26 protein-coding genes are annotated in these 24,077 nt (G+C 73.3%); 17 read left to right on the forward strand and 9 right to left on the reverse strand.

What is annotated here, in order from left to right:
- The first annotated feature begins 29 nt into the window (after window positions 1–29).
- The 9 genes from atpE to O2W53_RS19350 all read left to right on the forward strand — a co-directional run bounded on the left by atpE (window position 30) and on the right by O2W53_RS19350 (window position 7,505).
- Window positions 30–260 (forward strand): ATP synthase F0 subunit C, encoded by a 231-nt coding sequence (gene atpE, locus O2W53_RS19310; RefSeq protein ID WP_014377627.1) that lies wholly within the window; start codon window positions 30–32, stop codon window positions 258–260.
- Window positions 261–315: 55 nt separating this feature from the next.
- Complete coding sequence (locus O2W53_RS19315; RefSeq protein ID WP_269164686.1) at window positions 316–924, forward strand: F0F1 ATP synthase subunit B; 609 nt, start codon at window positions 316–318, stop codon at window positions 922–924.
- On the forward strand, window positions 924–1,754 hold the full coding sequence (locus O2W53_RS19320; protein ID WP_269164687.1) for a F0F1 ATP synthase subunit delta: 831 nt from the start codon (window positions 924–926) through the stop codon (window positions 1,752–1,754). The genes O2W53_RS19315 and O2W53_RS19320 overlap by 1 nt, the downstream gene beginning before the upstream one ends.
- Window positions 1,755–1,819: 65 nt before the next feature.
- Window positions 1,820–3,457, forward strand: a complete 1,638-nt coding sequence (gene atpA, locus O2W53_RS19325) for a F0F1 ATP synthase subunit alpha (RefSeq protein WP_269164688.1) — start codon at window positions 1,820–1,822, stop codon at window positions 3,455–3,457.
- Window positions 3,458–3,459: 2 nt separating this feature from the next.
- Complete coding sequence (locus O2W53_RS19330; RefSeq protein ID WP_269164689.1) at window positions 3,460–4,428, forward strand: F0F1 ATP synthase subunit gamma; 969 nt, start codon at window positions 3,460–3,462, stop codon at window positions 4,426–4,428.
- A gap of 90 nt (window positions 4,429–4,518) precedes the next feature.
- Window positions 4,519–5,964, forward strand: coding sequence for a F0F1 ATP synthase subunit beta (gene atpD, locus O2W53_RS19335; RefSeq protein ID WP_036340163.1), 1,446 nt, complete (start codon window positions 4,519–4,521; stop codon window positions 5,962–5,964).
- A 246-nt stretch (window positions 5,965–6,210) separates the two neighbouring features.
- Window positions 6,211–6,453 (forward strand): hypothetical protein, encoded by a 243-nt coding sequence (locus O2W53_RS19340; protein WP_269164691.1) that lies wholly within the window; start codon window positions 6,211–6,213, stop codon window positions 6,451–6,453.
- 207 nt (window positions 6,454–6,660) lie between these two features.
- Entirely contained in the window at window positions 6,661–7,050 is a 390-nt protein-coding gene (locus tag O2W53_RS19345) for a F0F1 ATP synthase subunit epsilon (RefSeq protein WP_269164692.1), read from the forward strand.
- Window positions 7,051–7,100: 50 nt separating this feature from the next.
- A complete protein-coding gene (locus O2W53_RS19350) occupies window positions 7,101–7,505 on the forward strand; it encodes a DUF2550 domain-containing protein (RefSeq protein WP_269164693.1) in 405 nt (134 codons plus the stop codon).
- Window positions 7,506–7,582: 77 nt separating this feature from the next.
- Here the strand turns inward: O2W53_RS19350 and O2W53_RS19355 are convergent, their stop codons facing one another.
- Window positions 7,583–8,188 (reverse strand): cob(I)yrinic acid a,c-diamide adenosyltransferase, encoded by a 606-nt coding sequence (locus tag O2W53_RS19355; protein ID WP_269164694.1) that lies wholly within the window; start codon window positions 8,186–8,188, stop codon window positions 7,583–7,585.
- 88 nt (window positions 8,189–8,276) lie between these two features.
- Between O2W53_RS19355 and murA the strand changes: the two genes are divergently transcribed.
- Window positions 8,277–9,572, forward strand: coding sequence for a UDP-N-acetylglucosamine 1-carboxyvinyltransferase (gene murA, locus O2W53_RS19360; protein WP_269164695.1), 1,296 nt, complete (start codon window positions 8,277–8,279; stop codon window positions 9,570–9,572).
- A 9-nt stretch (window positions 9,573–9,581) separates the two neighbouring features.
- Here murA and O2W53_RS19365 read toward each other — a convergent pair whose 3' ends face one another.
- Entirely contained in the window at window positions 9,582–9,902 is a 321-nt protein-coding gene (locus O2W53_RS19365; protein ID WP_269164696.1) for a hypothetical protein, read from the reverse strand.
- A 113-nt stretch (window positions 9,903–10,015) separates the two neighbouring features.
- Between O2W53_RS19365 and O2W53_RS19370 the strand changes: the two genes are divergently transcribed.
- The 3 genes from O2W53_RS19370 (at window position 10,016) to O2W53_RS19380 (ending at window position 12,830) form a co-directional block, all read left to right on the forward strand.
- Window positions 10,016–12,025 carry a methylmalonyl-CoA mutase family protein gene (locus O2W53_RS19370; RefSeq protein WP_269164697.1) on the forward strand — a complete coding sequence of 670 codons (2,010 nt, stop codon included), beginning with the start codon at window positions 10,016–10,018 and terminating at the stop codon, window positions 12,023–12,025.
- Window positions 12,026–12,090: 65 nt separating this feature from the next.
- Window positions 12,091–12,585 carry a DUF2975 domain-containing protein gene (locus O2W53_RS19375; protein ID WP_164702315.1) on the forward strand — a complete coding sequence of 165 codons (495 nt, stop codon included), beginning with the start codon at window positions 12,091–12,093 and terminating at the stop codon, window positions 12,583–12,585.
- Window positions 12,585–12,830 (forward strand): helix-turn-helix domain-containing protein, encoded by a 246-nt coding sequence (locus O2W53_RS19380; RefSeq protein WP_269164698.1) that lies wholly within the window; start codon window positions 12,585–12,587, stop codon window positions 12,828–12,830. Before O2W53_RS19375 ends, O2W53_RS19380 begins: the two co-directional genes overlap by 1 nt.
- Before the next feature lie 24 nt (window positions 12,831–12,854).
- Here the strand turns inward: O2W53_RS19380 and O2W53_RS19385 are convergent, their stop codons facing one another.
- The 3 genes from O2W53_RS19385 to O2W53_RS19395 form a co-directional block, all read right to left on the reverse strand.
- Window positions 12,855–13,883 carry a Gfo/Idh/MocA family protein gene (locus O2W53_RS19385; RefSeq protein ID WP_269164699.1) on the reverse strand — a complete coding sequence of 343 codons (1,029 nt, stop codon included), beginning with the start codon at window positions 13,881–13,883 and terminating at the stop codon, window positions 12,855–12,857.
- A 61-nt stretch (window positions 13,884–13,944) separates the two neighbouring features.
- Window positions 13,945–14,676 carry a YqjF family protein gene (locus tag O2W53_RS19390; RefSeq protein ID WP_269164700.1) on the reverse strand — a complete coding sequence of 244 codons (732 nt, stop codon included), beginning with the start codon at window positions 14,674–14,676 and terminating at the stop codon, window positions 13,945–13,947.
- A 4-nt stretch (window positions 14,677–14,680) separates the two neighbouring features.
- On the reverse strand, window positions 14,681–15,367 hold the full coding sequence (locus O2W53_RS19395; protein WP_269164701.1) for a DedA family protein: 687 nt from the start codon (window positions 15,365–15,367) through the stop codon (window positions 14,681–14,683).
- Window positions 15,368–15,704: 337 nt separating this feature from the next.
- Between O2W53_RS19395 and O2W53_RS19400 the strand changes: the two genes are divergently transcribed.
- On the forward strand, window positions 15,705–17,081 hold the full coding sequence (locus tag O2W53_RS19400; protein ID WP_269164702.1) for a dicarboxylate/amino acid:cation symporter: 1,377 nt from the start codon (window positions 15,705–15,707) through the stop codon (window positions 17,079–17,081).
- A 45-nt stretch (window positions 17,082–17,126) separates the two neighbouring features.
- On the opposite strand, the gene O2W53_RS19405 is transcribed toward O2W53_RS19400, so the two are convergent.
- Complete coding sequence (locus O2W53_RS19405) at window positions 17,127–18,026, reverse strand: hypothetical protein (protein ID WP_269164703.1); 900 nt, start codon at window positions 18,024–18,026, stop codon at window positions 17,127–17,129.
- Window positions 18,027–18,129: 103 nt separating this feature from the next.
- Here O2W53_RS19405 and nucS point away from each other — a divergent pair, with 103 nt between their 5' ends.
- The 3 genes from nucS (at window position 18,130) to O2W53_RS19420 (ending at window position 21,048) form a co-directional block, all read left to right on the forward strand.
- Window positions 18,130–18,801, forward strand: coding sequence for an endonuclease NucS (nucS, locus tag O2W53_RS19410; RefSeq protein ID WP_269164704.1), 672 nt, complete (start codon window positions 18,130–18,132; stop codon window positions 18,799–18,801).
- A 138-nt stretch (window positions 18,802–18,939) separates the two neighbouring features.
- Window positions 18,940–20,721 (forward strand): 3-hydroxyacyl-CoA dehydrogenase family protein, encoded by a 1,782-nt coding sequence (locus tag O2W53_RS19415; RefSeq protein ID WP_269164705.1) that lies wholly within the window; start codon window positions 18,940–18,942, stop codon window positions 20,719–20,721.
- 72 nt (window positions 20,722–20,793) lie between these two features.
- Entirely contained in the window at window positions 20,794–21,048 is a 255-nt protein-coding gene (locus O2W53_RS19420; RefSeq protein WP_269164706.1) for a hypothetical protein, read from the forward strand.
- Between the two features lie 61 nt (window positions 21,049–21,109).
- Here the strand turns inward: O2W53_RS19420 and O2W53_RS19425 are convergent, their stop codons facing one another.
- From O2W53_RS19425 to O2W53_RS19435, 3 genes are read right to left on the reverse strand one after another with little or no spacing between them, the layout of a single operon-like run.
- Window positions 21,110–21,739 carry a class F sortase gene (locus O2W53_RS19425; RefSeq protein WP_269164707.1) on the reverse strand — a complete coding sequence of 210 codons (630 nt, stop codon included), beginning with the start codon at window positions 21,737–21,739 and terminating at the stop codon, window positions 21,110–21,112.
- 10 nt (window positions 21,740–21,749) lie between these two features.
- A complete protein-coding gene (locus O2W53_RS19430; RefSeq protein WP_269164708.1) occupies window positions 21,750–22,604 on the reverse strand; it encodes a DUF4397 domain-containing protein in 855 nt (284 codons plus the stop codon).
- Window positions 22,605–22,657: 53 nt separating this feature from the next.
- Entirely contained in the window at window positions 22,658–24,046 is a 1,389-nt protein-coding gene (locus O2W53_RS19435; protein WP_269164709.1) for a hypothetical protein, read from the reverse strand.
- Window positions 24,047–24,077 lie beyond the last annotated feature (31 nt).

Consider the following 24,077-nt stretch of genomic DNA (forward strand, 5'->3'; position numbering starts at 1 on the left):
GGGCGACGACACAGGAGGAACACCCCGCAATGATCGAGGTACTCGCAGAGCTCGAGGGCAGCATCGGTTCGGTCGGCTACGGCATCGCCACGATCGGCCCCGGCATCGGTGTGGGCCTCGTCTGGGCCGCCTACATCCAGGCCACCGCACGTCAGCCCGAGTCGGCCGGCCTGACCCGTACCTACGCCTTCCTGGGCTTCGCCCTGGCCGAGGCGCTGGCACTGATCGGCTTCGTCGCCCCCCTCGTCTACGGCACCTGATCCGCACTCGTCGGACGAGTTCGGTCACTGACACCCAGACGAGGACGTTGAGAGCATGAGCATCCTGGCTGCGGAGAGCGCGAACCCGCTCCTCCCGCCCTTCGGCGAGATCATCGTCGGCTTGATCGCCTTCGCGGTCCTGCTGTTCGTGGTGGTCAAGTTCGTCGCGCCACGGTTCGAGCAGGTCTTCCAGGCCCGGCGCGCTGCGATCGAGGGCGGGATCGAGCGGGCCGAGGCCATGCAGGCCGAGGCCAAGGCGGCGCTGGAGCAGTACCGGGCCCAGCTCGCCGAGGCCCGCAACGAGGCCGCCCAGATCCGGGACTCCGCCCGGGCCGAGGGGCAGCAGATCATCGAGCAGCTGCGCGCCCAGGCCCAGGAGGAGTCGGCCCGGATCGTGGCCCGCGGCGAGGAGCAGCTCGCTGCCTCCCGTCAGCAGGTCGTGGCCGAGCTGCGTGGCCAGATCGGCAGCCTCGCCGTCGAGCTGGCCGGCCGGGTGGTCGGCGAGTCCCTGGCCGACGACGCCCGCCGCAGCGGGACCGTCGACCGGTTCCTCGACGAGCTGGACCAGATGGCCGCGAGCAACCCCGCCGGCAACGGCGCGGTGCAGCCGGCGGAGGGCGCCAACACCGGCAGCTCGGTGTACGTCCCCGAGGGCAAGCGCTGATGCACGCCTCCAGCCGGGCCGCGATGGAGGAGTCGCGGGCGAGCCTCCAGGAGAAGTCCCAGGGGGCCCGCAGCCGCAACCACGGTGACGTCCTGCTCACCCTGGCCGACGAGCTCTTCGCGGTGGCGAACCTGCTGGACAGCCAGCCGTCGCTGCGGCGCGCGCTGTCGGACGCCTCCGTGCGGCCCGACGACCGCGCCGGCCTGGCTCAGCGGCTGCTCTCCGGCCAGCTCGGTGCCGACACCCTGTCGGTCGTCGAGACGGTCGCCCGGCAGCGCTGGTCCCGTCCGCGGGACCTCGTGGAGGCGACCGAGACCCTCGGCACCGAGGCGGCGCTGGACGCCGCCGACGCGCGTGGCGAGCTGGAGGGGGTGGAGGACGAGCTGTTCCGGTTCGGCCGCATCGTGGCCGGTGACGCCGACCTCGCCCGCATCCTGGGTGACCGGTCCGCGCCGCGGGAGGGCAAGACCGCCCTCCTCGACCGGCTGCTCTCCGGCCGGGTCAGCCCGGTGACCGAGCGGCTGGTGCGGAACGCACTGACCAGCTCGCACGTGCACAACCCGGAGAACGAGGTCGAGCGGCTGTCCACGATGGCCGCGCGCCGCCGGGGACGTTCGGTCGCCCACGTGACCTCCGCCGTCCCGTTGACGGCCGCGCAGGAGCAGCGGCTCATCGACGTGCTCGGCCGGCTCTATGGGCGGACGATGGGCCTGCAGGTCCAGGTCGACCCCGACGTGCTCGGTGGCCTGGTCGTCCGGGTGGACGACGAGGTCATCAACGGCAGCATCGCTGCGCGACTCGAGGCCAGCGGCCGGCGGCTCGCCGGCTGAACCAGCTCGACCGGCACCGCCGCACCGCACCACCACAGACACCAGCAGGAAGAGGACGCAGAGCCATGGCCGAGCTGACGATCTCCGCGGACGAGATCCGCAGTGCCATCCAGAACTACGTCACCGACTACACCCCGGACGTCTCCCGGGAAGAGGTCGGGGTCGTCACCGAGTCCGGCGACGGGATCGCCCGGGTCGAGGGCCTGCCCTCGGTCATGACCAACGAGCTGCTCGAGTTCGAGGGCGGCGTGCGTGGCCTGGCCCTGAACCTCGACGTGCGCGAGGTCGGCGTCGTCATCCTGGGTGACTTCTCCGGCATCGAGGAGGGCCAGACGGTCCGCCGGACCGGCGAGGTCCTCTCGGTCCCCGTCGGCGACGGCTTCCTCGGCCGGGTCGTCGACCCGCTGGGCAACGCCATCGATGGCGGCAGCCCGATCGAGACCACCACCCGGCGCGCCCTGGAGCTGCAGGCGCCGACCGTGGTGCAGCGGCAGTCGGTGCACGAGCCGATGCAGACCGGCATCAAGGCCATCGACGCCATGACGCCGATCGGCCGCGGTCAGCGGCAGCTGATCATCGGCGACCGGCAGACCGGCAAGTCGGCGATCGCGCTGGACACGATCATCAACCAGAAGCAGGCCTGGGCGACCGGTGACCCGGCCCAGCAGGTGCGCTGCATCTACGTGGCGGTCGGCCAGAAGGGGTCGACGATCGCGGCGACCAAGGCCGCGCTCGAGGACGCCGGCGCGTTGGAGTACACGACCATCGTCGCCGCCCCCGCCTCCGAGGCCGCCGGCTTCAAGTACATCGCCCCCTACACCGGCTCGGCCATCGGCCAGCACTGGATGTACGAGGGCAAGCACGTCCTCATCGTGTTCGACGACCTGTCCAAGCAGGCCGAGGCCTACCGCGCCGTGTCGCTGCTGCTGCGCCGCCCGCCGGGCCGTGAGGCCTACCCCGGCGACGTCTTCTACTTGCACTCCCGCCTGCTGGAGCGTTGCGCCAAGCTGAACGACGAGCTGGGTGCGGGCTCGATGACCGGTCTGCCGCTCATCGAGACCAAGGGCAACGACGTCTCGGCGTACATCCCGACCAACGTCATCTCGATCACCGACGGCCAGATCTTCCTGGAGACCGGCCTCTTCAACTCCGGTGTCCGCCCGGCGATCAACGTGGGCGTGTCGGTGTCCCGGGTCGGCGGTTCGGCGCAGATCAAGGCGATGAAGTCGGTCGCCGGTCGACTGCGCCTGGACCTGGCCCAGTTCCGCGAGCTGGAGGCCTTCGCCTCCTTCTCCTCCGACCTGGATGCCTCCAGCCGGGCGACCCTAGAGCGGGGGCAGCGTCTGGTCGAGCTGCTCAAGCAGGGCCAGTACTCCCCGTACCCGGTCGAGCGCGAGGTCGTCTCGCTGTGGCTGGGCACCACCGGGAAGCTGGACAAGGTGCCGGTGGCCGACGTCCGCCGCTTCGAGTCGGAGTTCCTGGAGTTCGTCGACCGGGGCGACAACGTCGTCTTCGACTCGATCCGGACCTCGAAGAAGCTCGAGGACGACACCATCGCCAGCCTCGAGTCCGCGGTCGAGACCTTCTACGGTCGGTTCACGACCTCCGACGGTGAGTCGCTGCAGGTCAACGAGCCCGAGGCCGAGGCCATGGACGCTCGTGAGCGGGGCCAGGAGACCGTCCAGGTCAAGCGGGCCGGCTGACGATGGCTGGTTCCCTCCGCGCGCTGCGCCGCCGGATCCGCTCCACCCAGTCGACGAAGAAGATCTTCTCGGCTCAGGAGCTGATCGCTGCCGCGCGCATCGTCCGTGCCCAGGCCCGGGTGGAGGCCTCCAAGCCCTACGCCCGGGAGATCACCCGCGTGCTGTCGGCGCTGGCGGGCTCGGCGAGCCTGGACCACCCGCTGCTGACCGACCGGGAGAACCCCCGGCGGGTCGCCGTCCTGGTGGTCACCTCCGACCGTGGGTTCGCCGGCTCGTACAACGTCAACGTGCTGCGCCGGACCGAGGAGCTCCTCGCCCTGCTCCGCGACGAGGGCAAGGAGCCGCTGCTCTACGTCGTCGGACGCAAGGGCGAGACGTACTACCGGTTCCGCGACCGGGACGTGGAGGAGACCTGGAGCGGGTTCTCCGAGCAGCCCGGGTACGAGAATGCGCAGGACATCGGCCGCACCCTCATCGCCGCCTTCACCGCAGGTGAGGACGACGACGAGACCGGCGGCGGTGCCGACGACGTGCTCGGCGTGGACGAACTGCACATCGTCTACACCGAGTTCCGGTCCCTGCTCTCCCAGGTGCCGGTGGCCAACCGCATGGCGCCACTGGTCGTGGAGGAGGTCGACGAGCTGCGGGACGACCGCGACGCACAGGTCGAGGAGTCGCGCAGCTCCGACATCACGCCGTCGTACGAGTTCGAGCCGTCGCCCGAGCAGTTGCTGGACGCGTTGCTGCCGAAGTACGTGACCACCCGGATCTACGCGGCGCTGCTCGAGGCAGCCGCCTCGGAGTCGGCGTCGCGCCGCCGGGCGATGAAGTCGGCGTCGGACAACGCCGAGGAGCTGGCCAAGAACCTCTCCCGGCAGGCCAACGCGGCCCGTCAGGCGGAGATCACCCAGGAGATCAGCGAGATCGTCGGCGGTGCTGACGCACTCGTGTCGGCCAACGCCGACGACTGAGCCACCCGCCCCGTCCGCGGCACCGACCGCCGCGGACGGGGACCATCAAGACGCGAGACCACCGAGCCCGAGGGCAGGAGAGCAGCACAGATGACCGTCACCGAGGAACGTCCGTCCAGCCAGGAGACCGTCGGCGCAGGCCGCGTCGTCCGGGTCACGGGCCCGGTCGTCGACGTCGAGTTCCCCCGCGACGCGATGCCCGAGCTCTTCAACGCCCTCAAGGTCGAGGTCACCCTCGCCGACCTGGGCAAGACGCTGACCCTCGAGGTCGCCCAGCACCTGGGCGACAACGTGGTCCGCACCATCTCGATGGCCCCGACCGACGGTCTGGTCCGCGGCGCCCCGGTGAGCGACACCGGGTCCCCGATCATGGTGCCCGTCGGCGACGTGGTGACCGGCCACGTGTTCAACGCCCTGGGGGAGTGCCTGGACACCCCGGGCTACGCCGAGGACGCCCTGCACTGGTCGATCCACCGCAACGCGCCCAAGTTCGACCAGCTGGAAGGCCGTACCGAGCTGCTGGAGACGGGGATCAAGGTCATCGACCTGCTGACCCCCTACGTCCGCGGTGGGAAGATCGGCCTCTTCGGCGGTGCCGGTGTCGGCAAGACGGTGCTCATCCAGGAGATGATCCGTCGCGTCGCCCAGGAGTTCGGTGGTGTGTCGGTGTTCGCCGGCGTCGGGGAGCGCACCCGTGAGGGCAACGACCTCATCACCGAGATGACCGAGTCCGGTGTCATCAACTCGACCGCACTGGTCTTCGGCCAGATGGACGAGCCGCCGGGCACCCGGCTCCGCGTGGCCCTGTCGGCCCTGACGATGGCGGAGTACTTCCGCGACGAGCAGGACCAGGACGTGCTGCTCTTCATCGACAACATCTTCCGGTTCACCCAGGCCGGCTCCGAGGTCTCCACGCTGCTGGGGCGCATGCCCTCCGCCGTGGGCTACCAGCCGACCCTGGCCGACGAGATGGGCACTCTCCAGGAGCGGATCACCTCCACGCGGGGTCGGTCCATCACCTCGCTGCAGGCGATCTACGTGCCCGCCGACGACATCACCGACCCGGCGCCGCACACCACGTTCGCCCACCTCGACGCGACGACCGTGCTCTCCCGGCCGATCTCGGAGAAGGGCATCTACCCGGCCGTCGACCCGCTGGACTCCACCAGCCGGATCCTCGACGCGCAGTACATCGGGCAGGAGCACTACGACACCGCCCGTGAGGTCCAGCGGATCCTGCAGCGTTACCAGGAGCTGCAGGACATCATCGCGATCCTCGGCATCGACGAGCTCGGCGAAGAGGACAAGCTCACCGTCAACCGCGCCCGTCGCATCGAGCGGTTCCTCTCGCAGAACATGTTCGTCGCCGAGGCGTTCACCGGGCAGCCCGGGTCCTACGTCCCGCTCACCGAGACGCTGGAGGCCTTCAAGGCCCTGACGGTGGGCGACTACGACCACGTGCCGGAGCAGGCCTTCTTCATGTGCGGTGGCCTCGAGGACCTCGAGCGGAACTACGACAAGCTCAAGAAGAGCTGAGGAAGACCCCCTCGCCCTGCGAGGGGGCCGTTCCAGCACCTCGCCACGGCCGGGCATCCCTTCGGGGGTGCCCGGCCGTCGTGCTTCCCGGCCGTGACGGTCTGCGTACGCACGGCGCCGCTGTGCTGGCGGCACGCCATCCGTTCGAGTGGCCGGGAGCGCAGGGCCTCAAGTTCGGGTGGCCAGGTGACGAACATGAGTTCCGGTACGTCCGAGCGGCGGGCGTCACGCACAGGAGAACGACTCGTGCACAGCAGAAGCACCACCCTGCCCCCCGCCTCCGGCGGGCCCGCGGCGGGATCCTGCGGGGAGACCGACGGCCAGGTGGCCCCGGGCGACGTCCTCGAGTGGAGCTGGCCGCCGTACGCGCCGCTGCCCGTGGACAGCGAGCCGTTCGACACGGCCGAGTGGGCACCGCCATCGGTGGTGTGGCACCCGCAGCTGCGGCTGGGGCGCTGGACGGTGGTCTACCGCCGCACCGTCTGCTGACGGAACCACCACCCGCCGGCCCATGACGTGGTCGGCAGAGGACCGAGCTCCCTCGATCGGGGCGGTGGACGGGGAGGACCGGCAGCCTGTGGCGGGACCGGGGCCCGGCCGCCGGTACAGTGTCAGGGACCCGCTGCCGCGTCCGTCCGGACCGGCGGCCCGCATCACCGGCCTGGCACGGGCGGTCGATGACCCTGGAGGACTGACGTGGCGACCCTGCAGGTCGAGCTCGTGGCCGTGGAGAAGATGCTCTGGTCCGGTGAGGCCAGCATGGTCATCGCCCGCACGACCGAGGGTGAGCTCGGTGTCATGCCCGGTCACTCGCCCCTGCTGGGCGAGCTGGCTCCCGGTGGCGTCGTGACCATCCGCACGGAGTCCGGGGAGGACCTCGTCGTCGCCGCGCACGGTGGCTTCCTCTCGGTGACCGAGCGAGGCGTCTCGATCCTGGCCGAGACCGCCGAGATCTCCACCGACATCGACGTGGAGCGGGCCCGCGAGGCGCTCCGCCGCGCGGAGCAGGACCGCGACGACCCAGAGGCCGTAGCCGCCGCGAGGCGAGCCCAGTCCCGGCTCCGCGCCGCCGGCCAGGACGCCTGACCGCCGCCTGAGTCCGTCCCGACCCGCCCTCGGCCGACGAGACCCGCCCGGTGACCACCGTCGTCCTGGTCCTCGTCGGGCTGTTGCTGGTCGCCCTGGTCGCCGCCTTCCTGCTGCGCCGGCGGTTCCTGCTCTCCGGGCTGGGCGCGGTCACCATGTGGCTGCGCGCCCCTGGCACCTCCCGGTGGTCCGTGGGCGTGGCCTGGTACTCCGGCGACATGCTGCTCTGGTACCGCGCGTTGTCGCTGTCGGTCCGGCCGAACCGGCGCCTGTGCCGCGCCCAGTTCCAGGTCGACGCCCGCCGTCGCCCGACCGCCGAGGACCTGTCCCTGCCCGCCGACAGCGTGATCCTCACCGTCCGCACCGGAGCGGGGCCGCAGGAGCTGGCGATGGACTCCTCGACGGTGACCGGGTTCCTGTCCTGGATCGAGTCCGCCCCGCCGGTCGACCGCTGAAGAAGGACCCCGTCCTCCTCACCCCTCGCGAGCTCGGGGCGAGCCTCGGGACGGGGCCTGACGGGCCTTCCCCGGTCCTAGCTCTCGCGAGCCGCGCGCTGGGCGTGGACGCCGCTGTGGGCGCCGGGCTCCCAGAGCACGTCGCCGTCCGGGTTCGCGGCGCGGGCGAGGATGAACAGCAGGTCCGAGAGCCGGTTGAGGTACCGGGCGGTCTCGGCGTTGGTCCGCTCCGCGTCGACCGTCAGCAACGCCCACACGCTGCGCTCGGCTCGCCGGGACACCGTCCGCGCCGTGTGCAGCAGTGCGGCGAGCGGGGTGCCCCCCGGGAGGACGAACGAGGTGAGCGCGGGCAGCTCGGCGTTGGCGGCGTCGCAGGCCGCCTCCAGCCGCTCGGTGTAGGCGGCGGTGATCCGCAGCGGCGGGTGTTCCGGCGCCTCCTGGATCGGGGTGGAGAGGTCGGCGCCGACGTCGAAGAGGTCGTTCTGCACGCTGCGGAGCAGCTCGGTGACCTCGGCCGACGGCCCGCCCAGCGCGACGGCGACTCCGAGCGCGCTGTTCGTCTCGTCGACGTCGGCATAGGCCACCAGCCGCGGATCGGTCTTGGCCACTCGGGACATGTCCCCGAGGTGGGTCTGCCCGGCGTCACCGGTGCGCGTGTAGATGCGGGTCAGCCGGACGGTCATGGTGCCGAGCCTAGGCCGGACCGGGGGGCGAGGTGCCAGCCCCGCGCCCCGTCGGGCGACATCTGCCGCCGCATCTAGGCTGGGCAGCGTGGAGTGCTTCGAGGTGACCGGCGGGGCGTCCCTGCGTGGCCGCGTTCGGGTGACCGGTGCCAAGAACAGCGCGCTCAAGCTGATGGCGGCGGCGCTGCTCGCCCCGGGCCGGACGACGCTGGACGAGGTGCCCGACATCCTCGACGTCACGATCATGAGCGAGGTGCTGCGGCGCCTGGGCTGCGGCGTGACCTTCGAGCGCTACCCGCTGGAGCCCGGCGGCAGCCCGAGCGGCGGCGGGCAGGTGCTGATCGACGTCCCCGAGCGGCCCTCCACCGAGACCGACTACGACCTGGTGCGCCGGATGCGTGCGTCGATCAGCGTGCTCGGCCCGCTGGTGGCCCGGCTGGGCACCGCCAAGGTCGCGCTGCCCGGTGGCGACGCCATCGGCTCCCGCGGGCTGGACATGCACATCGCCGGCCTGGAGCGGCTCGGCGCCACCGTGGTCAACGAGCACGGCTTCCTGATCGCGACCGCCCCGAAGCTCGTCGGCACCTCGATCTGGCTCGACTTCCCCTCCGTGGGCGCCACCGAGAACCTGGTGATGGCCGCCGCCCTCGCCCAGGGGACGACGATCGTGGACAACGCCGCCCGCGAGCCGGAGATCGTCGACCTGTGCCGGATGCTGAGCGCGATGGGCGCCCGGATCGAGGGCGCCGGCACCTCCACGATCACCGTGGAGGGAGTGCGCGAGCTGCGGCCGGTGGCCTACTCGACTGTCCCGGACCGCATCGTGGCGGGCACCTGGGCGATCGGTGCGGTCATGACCCGGGGTGACCTGGTGATCGAGCGGGCGGTGGCCGAGCACCTGAGCGTGCCGCTGGAGAAGCTCGTCAACGCCGGGGCGACCGTGGAGTCCCTGGACGACGGCATCCGGGTGGCGATGGCGGACCGGCCGCGGGGCATGGACATCGTCACGCTGCCCTTCCCGGGCTTCCCGACCGACCTGCAGCCGATGGCCGTGGCGCTCGCCGCGGTCTCCAGCGGCACTGCGCTGATCACCGAGAACGTCTTCGAGGGCCGGTTCATGTTCGTCAACGAGCTGGTCCGGCTCGGGGCCGACGTGCGCATCGACGGCCACCACGCGGTGGTGCGGGGGCGGGAGCGGCTCTCCAGTGCCCCGGTGCTGGCCACCGACATCCGTGCGGGTGCCGGGCTGGTGTTCGCCGGGCTCCTCACCGACGGCGTCACCGAGGTGCAGGACGTGCACCACGTCGACCGCGGCTACCCGGACTTCACCGAGCAGCTGCGTGGCGTGGGCGTGCAGATCGAGCGGACCCAGCGCCCCGACTGACGTCCTCGCTCAGCGCCCGCCGAAGGAGAGCGCGAGTGCGCGGGCGCGCTCGAGGTCCTCGGGGAAGACGAGGACGTCGGCCCGGTGTGCGGCCGGCTCGCGGATCGTGGACCGGATGCCGGCGTCGCTCAGCACGGCCCGCAGGGCCAGCGCCGACTCCCGGCGGGTGAGCGTGGCCACCGGGGTGAGCAGCTCCTCAGGCCGCACCGGCTTGCCCGACGAGGAGCCCGAGGCGAAGGCCCAGCGCAGGAAGAGCGCGATCAGCACGATCATGACCAGGGCGAGGGCCGGGCCCACGGCGTAGTGCAGGCTCCCGGCGTCGATCGGCACGCTGACCTCCCTGCGGCGGGGGCGGCCGGCCGGCCGCGAGCCCGGAGCCGAGTGTGCCACCGCCGGAGGACACCCGTGGCTACTGGCCAGTAACCGCCCTACACTCCGCTGGCATGCCGTTCCCTTCAGCGCCGAAGGACCGCGACCGTCCCTGGGTCATGCGCACCTACGCCGGCCACTCCTCGCCCGCGGAGTCCAACGCCCTCTACCGGCGGAACCTCGCCAAGGGACAGACCGGGTTGTCCGTCGCCTTCGACCTCCCCACCCAGACCGGCTACGACCCCGACGACGAGCTGGCCGTCGGGGAGGTCGGCAAGGTGGGCGTACCGGTCACGCACATCGGCGACATGCGGGCGCTGTTCGACGGCATCCCGCTGGACGAGATGAACACGTCGATGACGATCAACGCGACGGCGATGTGGCAGCTGGCGCTCTACCAGGCGGTCGCGGAGGAGCACGGCCACGACGTCGCGCAGCTGGCCGGGACGACGCAGAACGACATCATCAAGGAGTACCTCTCCCGCGGGACCTACGTCTTCCCGCCGGCGCAGAGCATGCGGCTGATCACCGACATGGTCGCCTACACGGTGATGGCGATGCCGCGGTGGAACCCGATCAACATCTGCAGCTACCACCTGCAGGAGGCCGGGGCCACGCCGGTGCAGGAGATCGCCTATGCGATGAGCACCGCGATCGCCGTCCTGGACTCGGTGCGGGACTCCGGCCAGGTGCCGGCCGAGCGCTTCGGCGACGTCGTCGCCCGGATCTCCTTCTTCGTCAACGCCGGGGTGCGGTTCGTCGAGGAGATGTGCAAGATGCGCGCCTTCGGCCAGCTCTGGGACGAGCTGACGGCCGAGCGCTACGGCGTGACCGACCCGAAGCAACGGCGCTTCCGGTACGGGGTGCAGGTCAACTCCCTCGGGTTGACCGAGGCGCAGCCGGAGAACAACGTCCAGCGGATCGTGCTGGAGATGCTCGCGGTCACGCTGTCCCGGGACGCCCGGGCCCGGGCGGTGCAGCTGCCGGCCTGGAACGAGGCGCTCGGTCTGCCCCGGCCCTGGGACCAGCAGTGGTCGCTGCGGCTGCAGCAGGTGCTCGCGTTCGAGACCGACCTGCTGGAGTACGAGGACCTGTTCACCGGCTCGGTGGTGGTCGAGCGCAAGGTCGCCGAGCTGGTCGAGGGTGCCCGGGGGGAGATCGCCCGGGTGCAGGAGCTGGGCGGCGCGGTGGCCGCGGTCGAGTCCGGCTACATGAAGGGCGAGCTGGTGGCCTCGCTGGCCCAGCGCCGACGCCGGATGGAGAGCGGCGAGGACGTCGTCGTCGGCGTCAACCGGTACACGACCAGCGAGCCCAACCCGCTGCTGGCCGACCTCGAGACCGCGATCCAGACCGTCGACCCGGCGGTCGAGGCAGCGGCGCAGGCCGCGGTGCAGCGGTGGCGCGCCGAACGGGCGCCCGGGCCGGTGGCCGAGGCGCTCGCCGAGCTGCGCGCGGCCGCGGGCACCGACGTGAACCTGATGGCCGCCACGCTGCGCTGCGCCCGGGCGGGCGTGACGACGGGGGAGTGGGCCGGCGCGCTGCGTGCGGTGTTCGGCGAGTACCGGGCGCCCACCGGCGTCGGCGCTGCGGGCGCCGGCGCGGCCGACGCCACCCTGACCGAGGTGCGCGAGCTGGTCCGCCGCACCGGCGCGGAGCTGGGCGGCCGGTTGCGCTTCCTGGTCGGCAAGCCGGGGCTGGACGGGCACTCCAACGGTGCCGAGCAGATCGCCGTGCGGGCCCGGGACGCCGGCTTCGAGGTGGTCTACCAGGGCATCCGGCTCACCCCGGCGCAGATCGTCTCCGCGGCCGTCGAGGAGGACGTGCACGTGGTCGGCCTGTCGGTGCTGTCGGGATCGCACCTGCAGGTGGTCCCTGCGGTGCTGGACGGTCTGCGGGCGGCCGGCCTGGACGACGTCCCGGTCGTGGTCGGCGGGATCGTCCCGGACGGCGACGCCCGGCGGCTGCGAGACCTCGGGGTGGCCCGGGTGTTCACGCCGAAGGACTTCGGGATCACCGACATCATGGCCGAGGTGGTCGCCGTCGTCCGCGAGGCGAACGGCCTCCCGGCGCTCCTGCCCGTCTGAGGGACGAACGGCGCCGACGCGGCGCGTCTATTGACAATCGATCGACAGCTGGCGAATCTCGATCCATGTCGCCCGCGCATCCGCTGCTGTTCCCGATCCGGTTCCTGCTCGCCCTGGTGTTCGCCGCGCTCGTCGCTGCCCAGATCTGGGCCGTGCCCGGGATGCTGCCGGACCTGGCCGACCCGTCGCTGGAGCAGTCCCTCGTGCGGTGGACGATGCTCGCGGTCTCGGTCCTGGGGCTGGCGTGCGTCCAGGTCGTCGTCGTCTGCACCTGGCAGCTGCTGACCATGGTCCGGACGGACTGCATCTTCAGCGCGAGGTCGCTGCCGTGGGTCAACGCGATCGTGGCGGCGATGGCCGTCGGCTGGCTCATGCTCCTGGGCGCCTTCGTGAGCTCGTACTACTTCATCATCGACGAGGTCAGCGACGACCCGGGCCCGCCGGTGCTCCTGCTGGTGCTGCTGCTGGTCGGTGCCGTGGTGGGGCTGCTGATGGTGGTCATGCGCGCGCTGCTGCAGCAGGCCACCACGCTGCGGACCGACATGGAAGCGGTCATCTGATGGCGATCGTCGTGCGCATCGACGTCGAGCTGGCCAAGCGGAAGATGAGCGTCGGGGAGTTCGCCGAGCGGGTCGGCCTCACCCCCGCCAACGTCGCGGTGCTGAAGAACGGCCGGGCCAAGGCCGTCCGCTTCAGCACCCTGGAGGCGATGTGCCGGGTGCTGGACTGCCAGCCCGGCGACCTCCTCGAGTGGGTCGAGGACGACCACGCCGAGCCGTTGGCCGCGCAGGCGGCCCGCCGGTGATCGACCGGCGGGTCGCCCCGGTCGTCAGTCGAGCCGGACGACGACGCCCTCGGTCGCGCTGCGGCGGGCGGCGTCGAGCACGGTGAGCGAGGCGACGGCGTCCCGCGGCTCGACCGGCACCAGGCCCAGGCCGCGGACCGCGGCGGCGAACGCCGGGTAGAACGTGTCCCAGGCGCCGGGCAGGGTGGGCACCCGGTCCTCGTGGTCGCCCCGCCGGACCCGGCCCCAGCGCTCCTCCGGCTCGGCGCCCCAGTCCGGCCCGAGCGTGGCCGGGGTCTCCCCGGCGATCAGTGCGTCCTCCTGGCCGTCCATCGGCCCGCCGACGACGTAGCTGCCGGCCGTGCCGGTGACCCGGAACCGGTTGCCCGGTGCGCCCTCGCTCCAGCTGCCGGCCAGGTGCGAGCGGGCCCCGTCGACGTGCGTCAGGGCGATGAAGACGTCGTCGTCCAGCCCGTTCGGGCGCACCCGCCATTCGGCGTAGACCGACGTCACCGGGCCGAGCAGCACCAGCGCCTGGTCGACCAGGTGGCTGCCGAAGTCCAGCAGCGTGCCGCCTCCGGACGGTGCCGGGCCGGGGTCGGGCGTGAACCGCTCGAACCGGGACTCGAACCGGGTGATCCGGCCCAGCGTCCCGGCCTCGGCGAGGGCCTGGACGGTGCGGAAGTCGGAGTCCCAGCGGCGGTTCTGGTACGGCGCCAGCGGCAGGCCGAGCCGGTGGGCCCGCTCGGCACTGGACCGGGCGGAGGGGGCGTCCAGCGCGAAGGGCTTGTCGCAGACGACGGCCAGGCCGAGGTCGAGCGCCTCGTCGGTGAGCGCGGTGTGGGTGTCGGCGGGTGTGGAGATGGCCACCGCCTCGACGCCGGCCGCGGCCAGCTCCGCCAGGGACCCGACGGCGGTCACACCCGGGTGGTCCCGGCTGAGCAGCTCGCGGCGCTCGGTCGAGGAGGTCGCCACGGCGACGAGGTCGCACTCCACGGCGGCGGCGAGCAGCGGGGCGTGGAAGTACCGGCCACCGAAGCCGTACCCCACCAGGCCGAACCGAACGGGATCCATCAGTGTCGTGCTCCTCGGGTCGTGTGTGCCGCGTCGGGGGCGTGCCGGGTCATCGTGCCGGTCAGGGCAGCCGCGGGCCGAACCGGACGTCGACGCCGGGGGAGAAGAGCACGCTGTCCGGGGCGCCGCCCACCGTGGGCAGGCCGGCCGCGGCGACCAGGTCGTCCTCGAGGTCCAGCAGTTCGGCGGCGTGCAGTGGCCACTCCGGGTGCTCGTTCGGCCAGTAGGCCAGCCGGCCCAGGGTCTGCTGGTGCAGCCCCCAACGGCTGGTGAGGAACCGTGGCAGCGGACCGGGGTCGGGCAGCGGGGCGCCCACCCGGACGGCGATGCTGCCCCCGGCCCCCCGAGGCCCGGGCCACCGACGGGCCGCCCGGTAGCTGATCTGGTCGCCGTCGCGGGCGATCCGCATCCGGGACCACAGGTAGGGCAGGTGGGCGACCCAGCGGGCGGCGAGCACCGGCAGCAGCCGGTCGGCCTCCAGCGACCGGAAGACCACGCCCCGCCGTCCCTGAGCGTCGACCGAGTACAGCCGCACGTTCGTCTCGGCGAACGAGCCGAGGTAGGGCAGCCCCGGCGCCCCGAGCAGGCCGATCCGGCGCATCCGGAAGGGGATGAGGCCGACGTAGGTCGCGCCGTCCAGCTCGTCGGGCCGGGTGCCGGCCGGCAGCAGCGGGGCGACCAGGGCCGGGTCGACGGCCCAGTGCAGGAACGTGACGTCCCGCCAGCCCTGGGTGAAGACGGTGCGGCTCACCGGCCGCGGGGTGGTGGGGGTGATGCTCTCGGCGGTGCTCACCCGGTCAGCCTGCCCCCACCTCGGCCGGGGCGCGCTCGGCCCCGGTGTCGCCGGAGGCCGCGGTGTCACCGGAGGCCGCGGTGTCGCCGGAGCCCCGTCGCCGGTGCAGCAGGAACCGGAGCCCCTCGCCCAGCGCAGCCAGGGCCAGGGCCAGACCGATGCCCAGCAGCAGGCCATGGAGCGGGTCGCGTTCGAAGGCCAGTCCGCCGACGTACCCGATGCCGGCCGACCAGCCGGCCCAGGTGAGGGCGGCCAGCGCGGCGAAGGGCGTGAACCGGCGCAGCGGCCAGCCCACCGCCCCGGAGGTCAGCGTCACCGCCGTCCGCAGGCCCGGCACGTACCGGGCGGTGACCAGCAGGACGCCGCCGCGCGCGGCCAGCAACCGCGACGCCCGGTCCAGTGCTGCCCGGCGCCGGCTCCCGGGCCGGGCCCACGCGTACAGCCGGGGGCCGGCCAGGTGCCCGATCAGGTAGGAGGTGTGGTCACCGACGAAGGCGCCCAGCGCGGCCACCGCGACCACCAGCGCCAGGTCGGGCTGCCCGGTGGCGGCGAAGACCCCGGCGGTGATCACCACGCTCTCGCCCGGCACCACGGGCAGGAAGCCGTCAAGGGCGGCCAGCGAGAACAGGACCAGGTACACCCACGGCGAGGCCATCAGCTCCTGCACCCAGCTGAGCACGGCGTCGGTCACGGTCGGCTCCCCGGGGACGGCATGCCCTGAGCCTGCTCGGCGGGTGAGCGGCGCACATCCCCCTCAGGTCCCCGACGACCTCCCCCGAGAGGGGGACCAGCACTCCGCCCATGGACGGATGCAGGCCCGCCCCGGCTCCCGGGGCCGGTTGCTCGATCATGATCCCGCTCACGCCGCGGAATGGCGGCGGGCAGCGCGGACCTTCGCCTGCACGTGACCGATCGCTGGGGGCTGACGCGGCGGCGCGTCATCGACCACGGGCGGATGACCACCTCGCGCTAGGTGCGCCGTTCCTCCCGTCGTCCCCTCCTCGCCCTGCCCAGAGAGGCACCCTCCCGTGCTCGCACGTCTCCGCCGCGTCCCGTTCGCGGTCCAGGTCCTGCTCGGCCTCGTCGTCGGCATCGCCCTCGGCCTGGTGGCCCGCGCGATGGGCCCGGTCTCCGGCTCCTTCGTCGACGGCATCCTGGTTCCCGGCACCGACGCCAACTGGCTGACCAGCACCCTCACCACCATCGGCAACACCTTCGTCGGGCTGCTGCGCGCGATCGTCGTCCCGCTGATCGTCACCGCCATCATCGTCAGCATCGCCAACCTCAAGCAGGTCTCCAACGCCGCCCGGCTGGCCGGTCAGACCCTGCTGTGGTTCGCGATCACCTCGCTCATCGCCGTCTCCATCGGCATCGGCCTCGGACTGCTCACCCAGCCCGGCAACCGCAGCTCCGTCGATGCCGACCTCGCCGAGGCCCCGCAGACCACCGGCTCCTGGTGGGACTTCCTCACCGGGCTGGTCCCGGCCAACTTCCTCGGCCTGGAGGGGAACGGAGACGGCGGGGTCAGCTTCAACATCCTGCAGCTGATCGTCGTCTCGGTCGCCATCGGCGTGGCCGCGCTGAAGGTCGGCGACGCCGCGGACCCGTTCCTGTCGGTCACCCGCTCGGTGCTGGCGATCGTGCAGAAGGTCCTCTGGTGGGTCATCCTGCTCGCGCCGCTGGGCACCGTCGGGCTGATCGGCAAGGCCGTGGCCAGCTACGGCTGGGAGTCCCTCGGTTCGCTCGGGGTCTTCGTCGGCGCGGTGTACGCCGGCCTGGCGATCGTGCTGCTGGTCGTCTACCCGGTGCTGCTCAAGCTCCACGGGCTGTCGCCGGTGCGCTTCTACGCCGGTGCCTGGCCGGCGATCCAGCTGGCCTTCGTGTCCCGCAGCTCCATCGGCACGCTGCCGGTGACCCAGCGGGTGACCGAGGCCGACCTCGGGGTGCCCCGCAGCTACGCCTCCTTCGCGGTGCCGCTGGGCGCGACGACGAAGATGGACGGCTGCGCGGCGATCTACCCGGCACTGGCCGCGATCTTCGTGGCGGAGTTCTTCGACGTCGACCTCTCGATCACCGACTACCTGCTCATCGCACTGGTGTCGGTGGTCGGCTCGGCGGCGACCGCAGGCGTGACCGGGGCGGTGGTGATGCTGACCCTCACGCTGTCCACGCTGGGCCTGCCGCTGGCCGGCGTCGGCCTGCTGCTGGCGGTCGACCCGATCCTGGACATGGGCCGCACCGCCACCAACGTGACCGGCCAGGCGCTGGTGCCCACGATCGTGGCCAAGCGCGAGGGGCTGCTGGACCTGGTGCGGTTCAACTCGACCCGGACCGCCGACCCGCTGGCCCCGATCGAGCAGCACGACGGGGTGGACGGCGACCTGCGCTCGCCGCAGCCGGCCTGAGCCCGGGTGCTCCCCGGGTCACGCGCCCGGGGAGCACCCCCGCCCTCAGTCGGTCAGGTCGGCGCAGCCGGACTCGTGCGGCAGCAGCGGGCGGAAGGTGATCGACCAGCGCGCACCGTCCGCACCCACCCAGGGGGTCAGGGTGGTGGCGTCCCGGGCGGCGTCGACGAGGGCCTGCGCCTCCTCGCCGGTCGCCGTCACACAGGTCACCCCCGGTGCGATCGGCTCACCCGGCAGTGCCGGCCCCGGCCAGGGCAGCTCCGGGTGGGCCAGCTCGTCGGCCGGCTCGGTCCACGGCCGGACGAGCGCTGCGACCGCGTCCGGGGTGTAGGGGTCCGGCGCCTCGCTCTCGGCGCCGGCGGCCTGGGTGAGGTCGGTCAGGTCGTCGAGCAGGTCCTGGAGCTCCGTCCGCGCCTCCTCCTGCTCCTCGGTGAGCCCGCCGGCGCCCACGGACTCCCGCAGCGCGTAGACCTCCCGGGTGACCGGGCCCTCGTCGGTGACCAGGGTGAAGCGGGTGGAGGTCGCGTCGGCCAGCGGCGGGGAGCCGAGGTCGGCGGTCTCCGCGATGCCCGCGTCCATGGCCCGGGCGGCGAGCTGCTGCACGGTGGCCTGGTCGACCTGCTGGACCTGCACGTTGGGCCAGGCCGGCCCCGGGTAGATGGCCGGCACCGGCCCCTGGGTGATCACCCGGCCGTCGGCGTAGACGCTCACGACCGGCAGCCGAGCGGCCAGCATCTCCGGCGTCGTGAAGCCGCCGACGTCGGCGACCTGGAGCACCAGCGCGTCCTCGCCCTCCGGCAACGAGACGGTCTCCGACTCCGTCGGCGTCTCGCCGGACGGTCCGGGCGGCGCGGCCCCGGTCCCGCCCTGCTCGGCGCAGGCGGTCAGCAGCAGGACCGCCAGCACCAGGCCGACGGCGGGACGGAGGGCAGGTGGGTTCCGCACAGGGAGTACACGGCTCGGCTGCCCGAGGGGTTCCACGGGCAGGTCCGGGCCCGGTCCCCGCCGGTGCGGAGATCGGTGTCGACAGCCGGTAGCGTCGTCGTCCGTGCGCCTGGTCATTGCCCGCTGCTCCGTGGACTACATCGGGCGGCTCACCGCCCACCTCCCGCCGGCCACCCGGCTGCTGCTGGTCAAGGCCGACGGCTCGGTGTCGATCCACGCCGACGACCGGGCCTACAAGCCGCTGAACTGGATGAGCCCGCCGTGCTCGGTCAAGGAGGAGCTGACGGACGGCACGGGCACCTGGACGGTCACCAACAAGGCCGGCGAGCAGCTGATCATCACGATCGAGTCGGTCGAGCACGACTCCAAGCACGACCTCGGCGTCGACCCCGGCCTGCAGAAGGACGGCGTGGAGGCCGACCTGCAGCGGCTGCTCGCGCTGCACGTGGAGACCTTCGGCGAGGGCTGGTCGCTGGTGCGCCGCGAGTACCCGACCGCGATCGGCCCGGTCGACCTGCTCTGCCGGGACGCCGGCGGCGCGACGGTGGCCGTGGAGATCAAGCGCCGCGGCGAGATCGACGGGGTCGAGCAGCTGACCCGCTACCTGGAGCTGCTCAACCGCGACCCGCGACTGGCCCCGGTCAAGGGCGTGTTCGCCGCGCAGGAGATCAAGCCGCAGGCCCGGGTGCTGGCCGCCGACCGTGGCATCGACTGCCTGACCGTCGACTACGCCGTCCTCAAGGGCACCGACGACCCCTCGCAGCGCCTCTTCTAGAAGGACCCCGTCGCCCCCCACCACCCGCTCCGCGCGCGGCGGGTCCCTGCGACAGGGCCGAACTACCGGCCGGTAGCGCCGGGGTCGGCCGCTGGTGCGAAACTGCTCGTGATCACCGGACGGCGGAGGGACGGCAGCGTGGCCAGAGAACTGACCGAGGTCGGCGTGGTGGGGCTGGGCACGATGGGTGCCGGCATCGCCGAGGTGCTCGCCCGGGCCGGGTTGTCGGTGACGGCGGTCGAGGTGACCGACGACGCGCTGGACCGCGGGCGGGCGCACGTCGAGCAGTCCACCGGCAAGGCCGTCGCCCGCGGGAAGCTCGAGCCCGGCGAACGCGACGCCATCCTGTCCCGGATCCGGTTCACCACCGCGATGGAGGACCTCGCCGTCGCCGAGCTGGTCGTCGAGGCCATCCCGGAGCGGATGGAGCTCAAGGCCCAGCTGTTCTCCAAGCTGGACGCGATCTGCCCGCCGGACACGATCCTGGCGACCAACACCTCCAGCCTGTCGGTCACCGAGCTGTCGGTCACCACCGGCCGCCCCGGCAAGGTCATCGGGATGCATTTCTTCAACCCGGCGCCGGTGATGAAGCTGGTCGAGATCGTGCGCACCGTGGTCACCGAGCCCTCGGTGGTCGAGGACGTCGAGGCGCTGGCCAGGCGGCTGGGCAAGATCGACGTGACGATCGGCGACAAGGCGGGGTTCATCGCCAACGCCCTGCTGTTCGGCTACCTCAACCACGCCGTCTCGATGTTCGAGAACCGCTACGCCAGCCGGGAGGACATCGACGCGGCGATGCGGCTGGGCTGCGGCCTGCCGATGGGCCCGCTGGCGCTGATGGACCTGATCGGGATCGACACCGCCTACGAGATCCTCGTGACGATGTACCAGCAGTCGCGCAACCGGCTGCACGCTCCCGCGCCGATCATCAAGCAGATGATGACCGCCGGGCTGCTGGGCCGGAAGAGCGGCCGCGGCTTCTACACCTACGCCGGCCGCGACTCCGCCGAGGTCGTCCCGGACGCCGCGACGCCGGCCACCGGCGGCGCCGCCGAGGGGGCCCGCCCGATCCGCAGCGTCGGCGTCGTGGGCTCCGGGACGATGGCCGTCGGGATCGTCGAGGTGGTCGCCAAGGGCGGCTACGACGTCACCTTCGTGGCCCGCACGCTGGACAAGGTCGAGGCCGTGCAGCACGCGCTGACCCGGTCGCTGGACAAGCAGGTCGCCCGCGGCCGGCTGGACGAGGCGGAGCGGGACGCCGCCCTCGCCCGGGTCACCGGCTCTGCCCAGCTCGACGACCTCGCCGGCGCCGACCTGGTCATCGAGGCCGTGGTCGAGCACCTGGGCGTCAAGCAGGCGCTGTTCGCCGCGCTGGGGGAGATCGCCAAGCACGGAGCGGTGCTGGCCACCACGACGTCCAGCCTGCCGGTCATCGAGTGCGCGAAGGCCAGTGAGCGCCCCGGGGACGTCGTGGGGCTGCACTTCTTCAACCCCGCGCCGGTGATGAAGCTGGTCGAGGTCGTCTCCACGATCGCCACCGAGCCCGACGTGGCCGCCACCGCGCACGCGCTCTGCGCGCAGGTGGGCAAGCACGCGGTCTCCTGCACCGACCGCGCCGGGTTCGTCGTCAACGCGCTGCTGTTCCCCTACCTCAACGACGCGGTGAAGATGCTGGAGGCGCACTACGCGACCGCCGACGACATCGACGCGGCGATGAAGGTCGGCTGCGGCTACCCGATGGGCCCCTTCGAGCTGCTGGACGTCGTCGGGCTGGACGTCGCCCTGGCGATCGAGCGCGAGCTGTACACCGAGTTCCGGGAGCCCGGGTTCGCCCCCGCTCCGCTGCTCGAGCACCTGGTGACCGCCGGCTACCTGGGCCGCAAGGCCGGCCGCGGCTTCCGCGACCACGCGAACCGGTAGCCGGTGCCCCGCCGAGGTGGCTCGCGGCGTGGTCCGGGGCGCGCCCGGACCGCGCAGCCGGGGCGTGCGCCGATGGCGGCCCGGCAGCCGGTCGAGGAGGCCTCCGACGGCGACTGGGTGGTGCGGCCGCTCAGCGGGTCGGGCAGCGACAAGAGCTACCGCTGCCCGGGGTGTGACCAGCTGATCCCGCCACGGACCCCGCACCTGGTCACCTGGCCGGCCTACGCCCGGGACTCCGACCTGGACCCGTGGGACACCGACTCCGCCGCCGACTGGCGACGGCACTGGCACACCGTCTGCTGGCGGGCCCGCGGCCGCCGACGCTGAGAAGGACCCCACTGCCCCCACCACTCGCAAGCTCGCGGCGGGCCCCTGCAGCGGGGCCGTTCTATCCGGTCACTTCGGCGTGGACGACGACGTTGTCGGTGTAGCTGCGGCGGCCGTGGTCGAAGCTGCCGCCGCAGGTGATCAGCCGGAGCTCGGCGCCGGTCGTCGGCCCGTAGACCTCGTCGGTGGCGAAGTCGTCCTTGGGATGAGCGGCCACCCGGGTCACGGTGAACGTCACCGGCCGGCCGTCGCTGCCGGTGACGACCACCTGGTCTCCCGCGCTGAGCTCATCCAGCCGGGCGAACACCCCGGGGCCGGCGTGGTCGTCGACGTGGCCGGCCAGCACCGCCGGGCCCACCTCGCCGGGCGCCGGGCCGGCGGAGAACCAGCCGGCCTGCTCGAAGTCCGCCGGGGGCACCAGGGCACCGGCGTCGTCCACCCCGATCGGGACGAGGTCGGTGTCCACGCCGATCGCGGCGATGCGCAGCCCGACCGGGGCCGCGACGGTCTGCTCCGCCGGCACCGCCGTGGCGGAGCCGAGGACCACCGGCCCGGGCGGGGAGGCGACCGCGGCGGCGGGCGCGGCGTCGTCCAGGTGGTCGGCGAGCGCCGCACCGCCGGCGACGAGGGCCACCACGAGCAGTCCCGCCCGCAGTGCCGCCCGCCCGCGCCGGCCGGTCGATGTCGTCATCGTCGGTCGGTCAGGACGTCGGGGACGGCGGTGCGTGCTCACGGCGGGGCCGGCGCACCCCGGCGGCCAGCAGCAGGGCGGTGAGCGAGAGGGCGGCGAGAGCGGTGCGGCCGACGTGCGGCCCGTCGTCCGTCGCGGTGCCGCCACCGCCGGCCTCCACCCCGCCGACCGGCACGACGCCCGGGCCGGCGGCGTCCAGCGTGGTCGTCACGGTGCGCCCGCCCCCCTCGCGGTCCAGGACGAGCACGGTGTGGACGGCCCCGGCGGCGAGGTCGACGGGCAGCTCGGCAGAGGTCCCGTCGGCGCCGGTGACGACGAGCGTGCCGGCGCCACCGGGCAGGTCGACGGGGTCGGTCGAGTCGGCGAACGCCAGGTCGGTGGCGAGCACGGTGCCCCCGCCCAGGGCGACGTCCAGCGGGGAGCCGGTCGACGCGCCGTTGAGGACCCGGGCGCGTGCGGAACCGGCCGGCGGCAGCGTGAGGTCGTCGGTGAGCACGGCGAGGCCCAGGTCGGCGAAGAGCCCCACGCCGGCGACCGTCGTCGCGCTCCCAGGGGCCACGGTGACCGTGGTGGCCAGCACCGGCGGGCTGCCCGGGTCGGCCCCGGCCGCGCGGGCGCTGACGGTGTACGTGCCCGCCGGCACGCGCTGGTACTGCGAGACGTCGCCGTAGCCGACCGCGGGCAGCGCGACCTCCACGTCCGGCTCGGACACCGCGTCGATGGTGGCGTCGACCGAGGGGGTGTCCGGGGAGAGGTGGACCATCCGCACCAGTCCGCTGTCCGCCGGGCCGCTGTCCGCCGGGGGCGCGGCCGCCGCCCCGGAGGCGAGGGGCAGCCCGAGAGCGCACAGGCCCGCGCTGAGCACGGCGACGAGCGTGGTCCGCGACGACCGGGGCCGGCGCGGAGCAGTGGCCGCGGTCAGCTCCGGTTCGCCGGGGGCGGCCCGCCCTGGCCGGCCGGCACGGCCGGGGTGGGCTGGACCCGCGTCACCGGACCGCGGGCCGGTACCGGCGGCGTCTGCCGCACGCCGGGCTGGGGCCGCTGCTGCGGTGCCCGCTCGGCCGCCGGCTGCTCCGCCGTCGTCCGGTCTGCCGCGGGCGCCTGCTGCTGGCTCGGGTGGGCCGGTGCCGGCGTCCGGACCGGCTGCTGCGCGCCGGCCGTGGGCACCGACTGGGCCGGGACCGACTGCGTCTGGACGGACTGGACCGGCACGGCCTGGGTCTCGGTGGGCGGGGCCTGGGCGGTCTCCGGCTCTGGTGCGGCCGGGCGGTCCTCCGCGCTGGGCTGCTCCGCGCTGGGCTGCTCCGCGCTGGGCTGCTCCGCGCTGGGCTGCTCCGCGCTGGGCTGCTCCTCGGTGGGCCGGGAGGGCCCGTCCTGCTCGGACTCGGCCGCGGTGGGCTGCGACGGGGCGGACTCGGCCTGCTGGGCCGACGCGGCCGGAGCCGCCGGTCGTGGCTCCTCGTCCTGCGGCGCCTGGTCGGAGAGGTCCGGCAGCCGGCCGAGCAGGGTGCGCACGTCGGCCAGCCGGCGGGTCAGGTCGTCCCGGACCTTCCGGATCGCCGCCGCCGACGCCTCGGCCTCGGTGAGCGTGTGGTGCGCCCGCTCGTCGGCCTCGGCGATCCGCTGCTGGGCGGCGCCGATCGAGGACTGCTCGCGCTCCTCCTCCAGCCGGGCGGCCTCGGTGCGGCGGGCCCGCTGGGCGATCTCGAAGTCCTGCTCGGCCTTGGTCCGGCGGCCCACGGAGTCGGCGTCCAACTGCGCCACCCGCTCCCGCGCCTTGGTGACCAGGTCGTCGGCGCGGGACTGGGCGACCGCGGCGATCTGCTCGGCGTGCTGGCGCGCCTCGGCGACCAGGCGCTCGGCCTCGGCCCGGCTGGCGGCCGAGCGCTCCCCGAGGGCGCGCTCCTCACCGGCGATCCGCTCCCGGATCGCCTCCGCCTCGGCGGCGACGGCGGCCTGCAGCTGGGCGGCCTGCTCCTCGGCCTGGCGGCGGATCTCCGACGCCTCGTCCTGCGCGAGCTGCAGCATGTTGGAGATGCGCTCGCCCATGTTCTCGAACGTGGGCGCGCTGGCACTGGCGGCCCGGCGCCGCAGCGACTCGACCTCGCCGTGCAGCGCCTGCAGCTGGCGGGCGAGGTCGGCCGACCGGGACACGGCGGCGTCCCGGTCGGCCAGCGCCACCCGCAGGTCGGCGTCCAGGCTGGCCAGGGTCTCGGCGACCTGGTCGCGGTCGTACCCCTTGCGCACCACGTCGAAGGTGGGGCCGCCGTCGCGGAAGCCGAACTCGTCGTCGCGGGGGTCGCTCATGCCCTCATCCTCGCATTGATCCAGGGCCGCA

Origin of the sequence: Modestobacter sp. VKM Ac-2978 (genome assembly GCF_026968025.1) — a bacterium.
GTDB lineage: Bacteria > Actinomycetota > Actinomycetes > Mycobacteriales > Geodermatophilaceae > Modestobacter.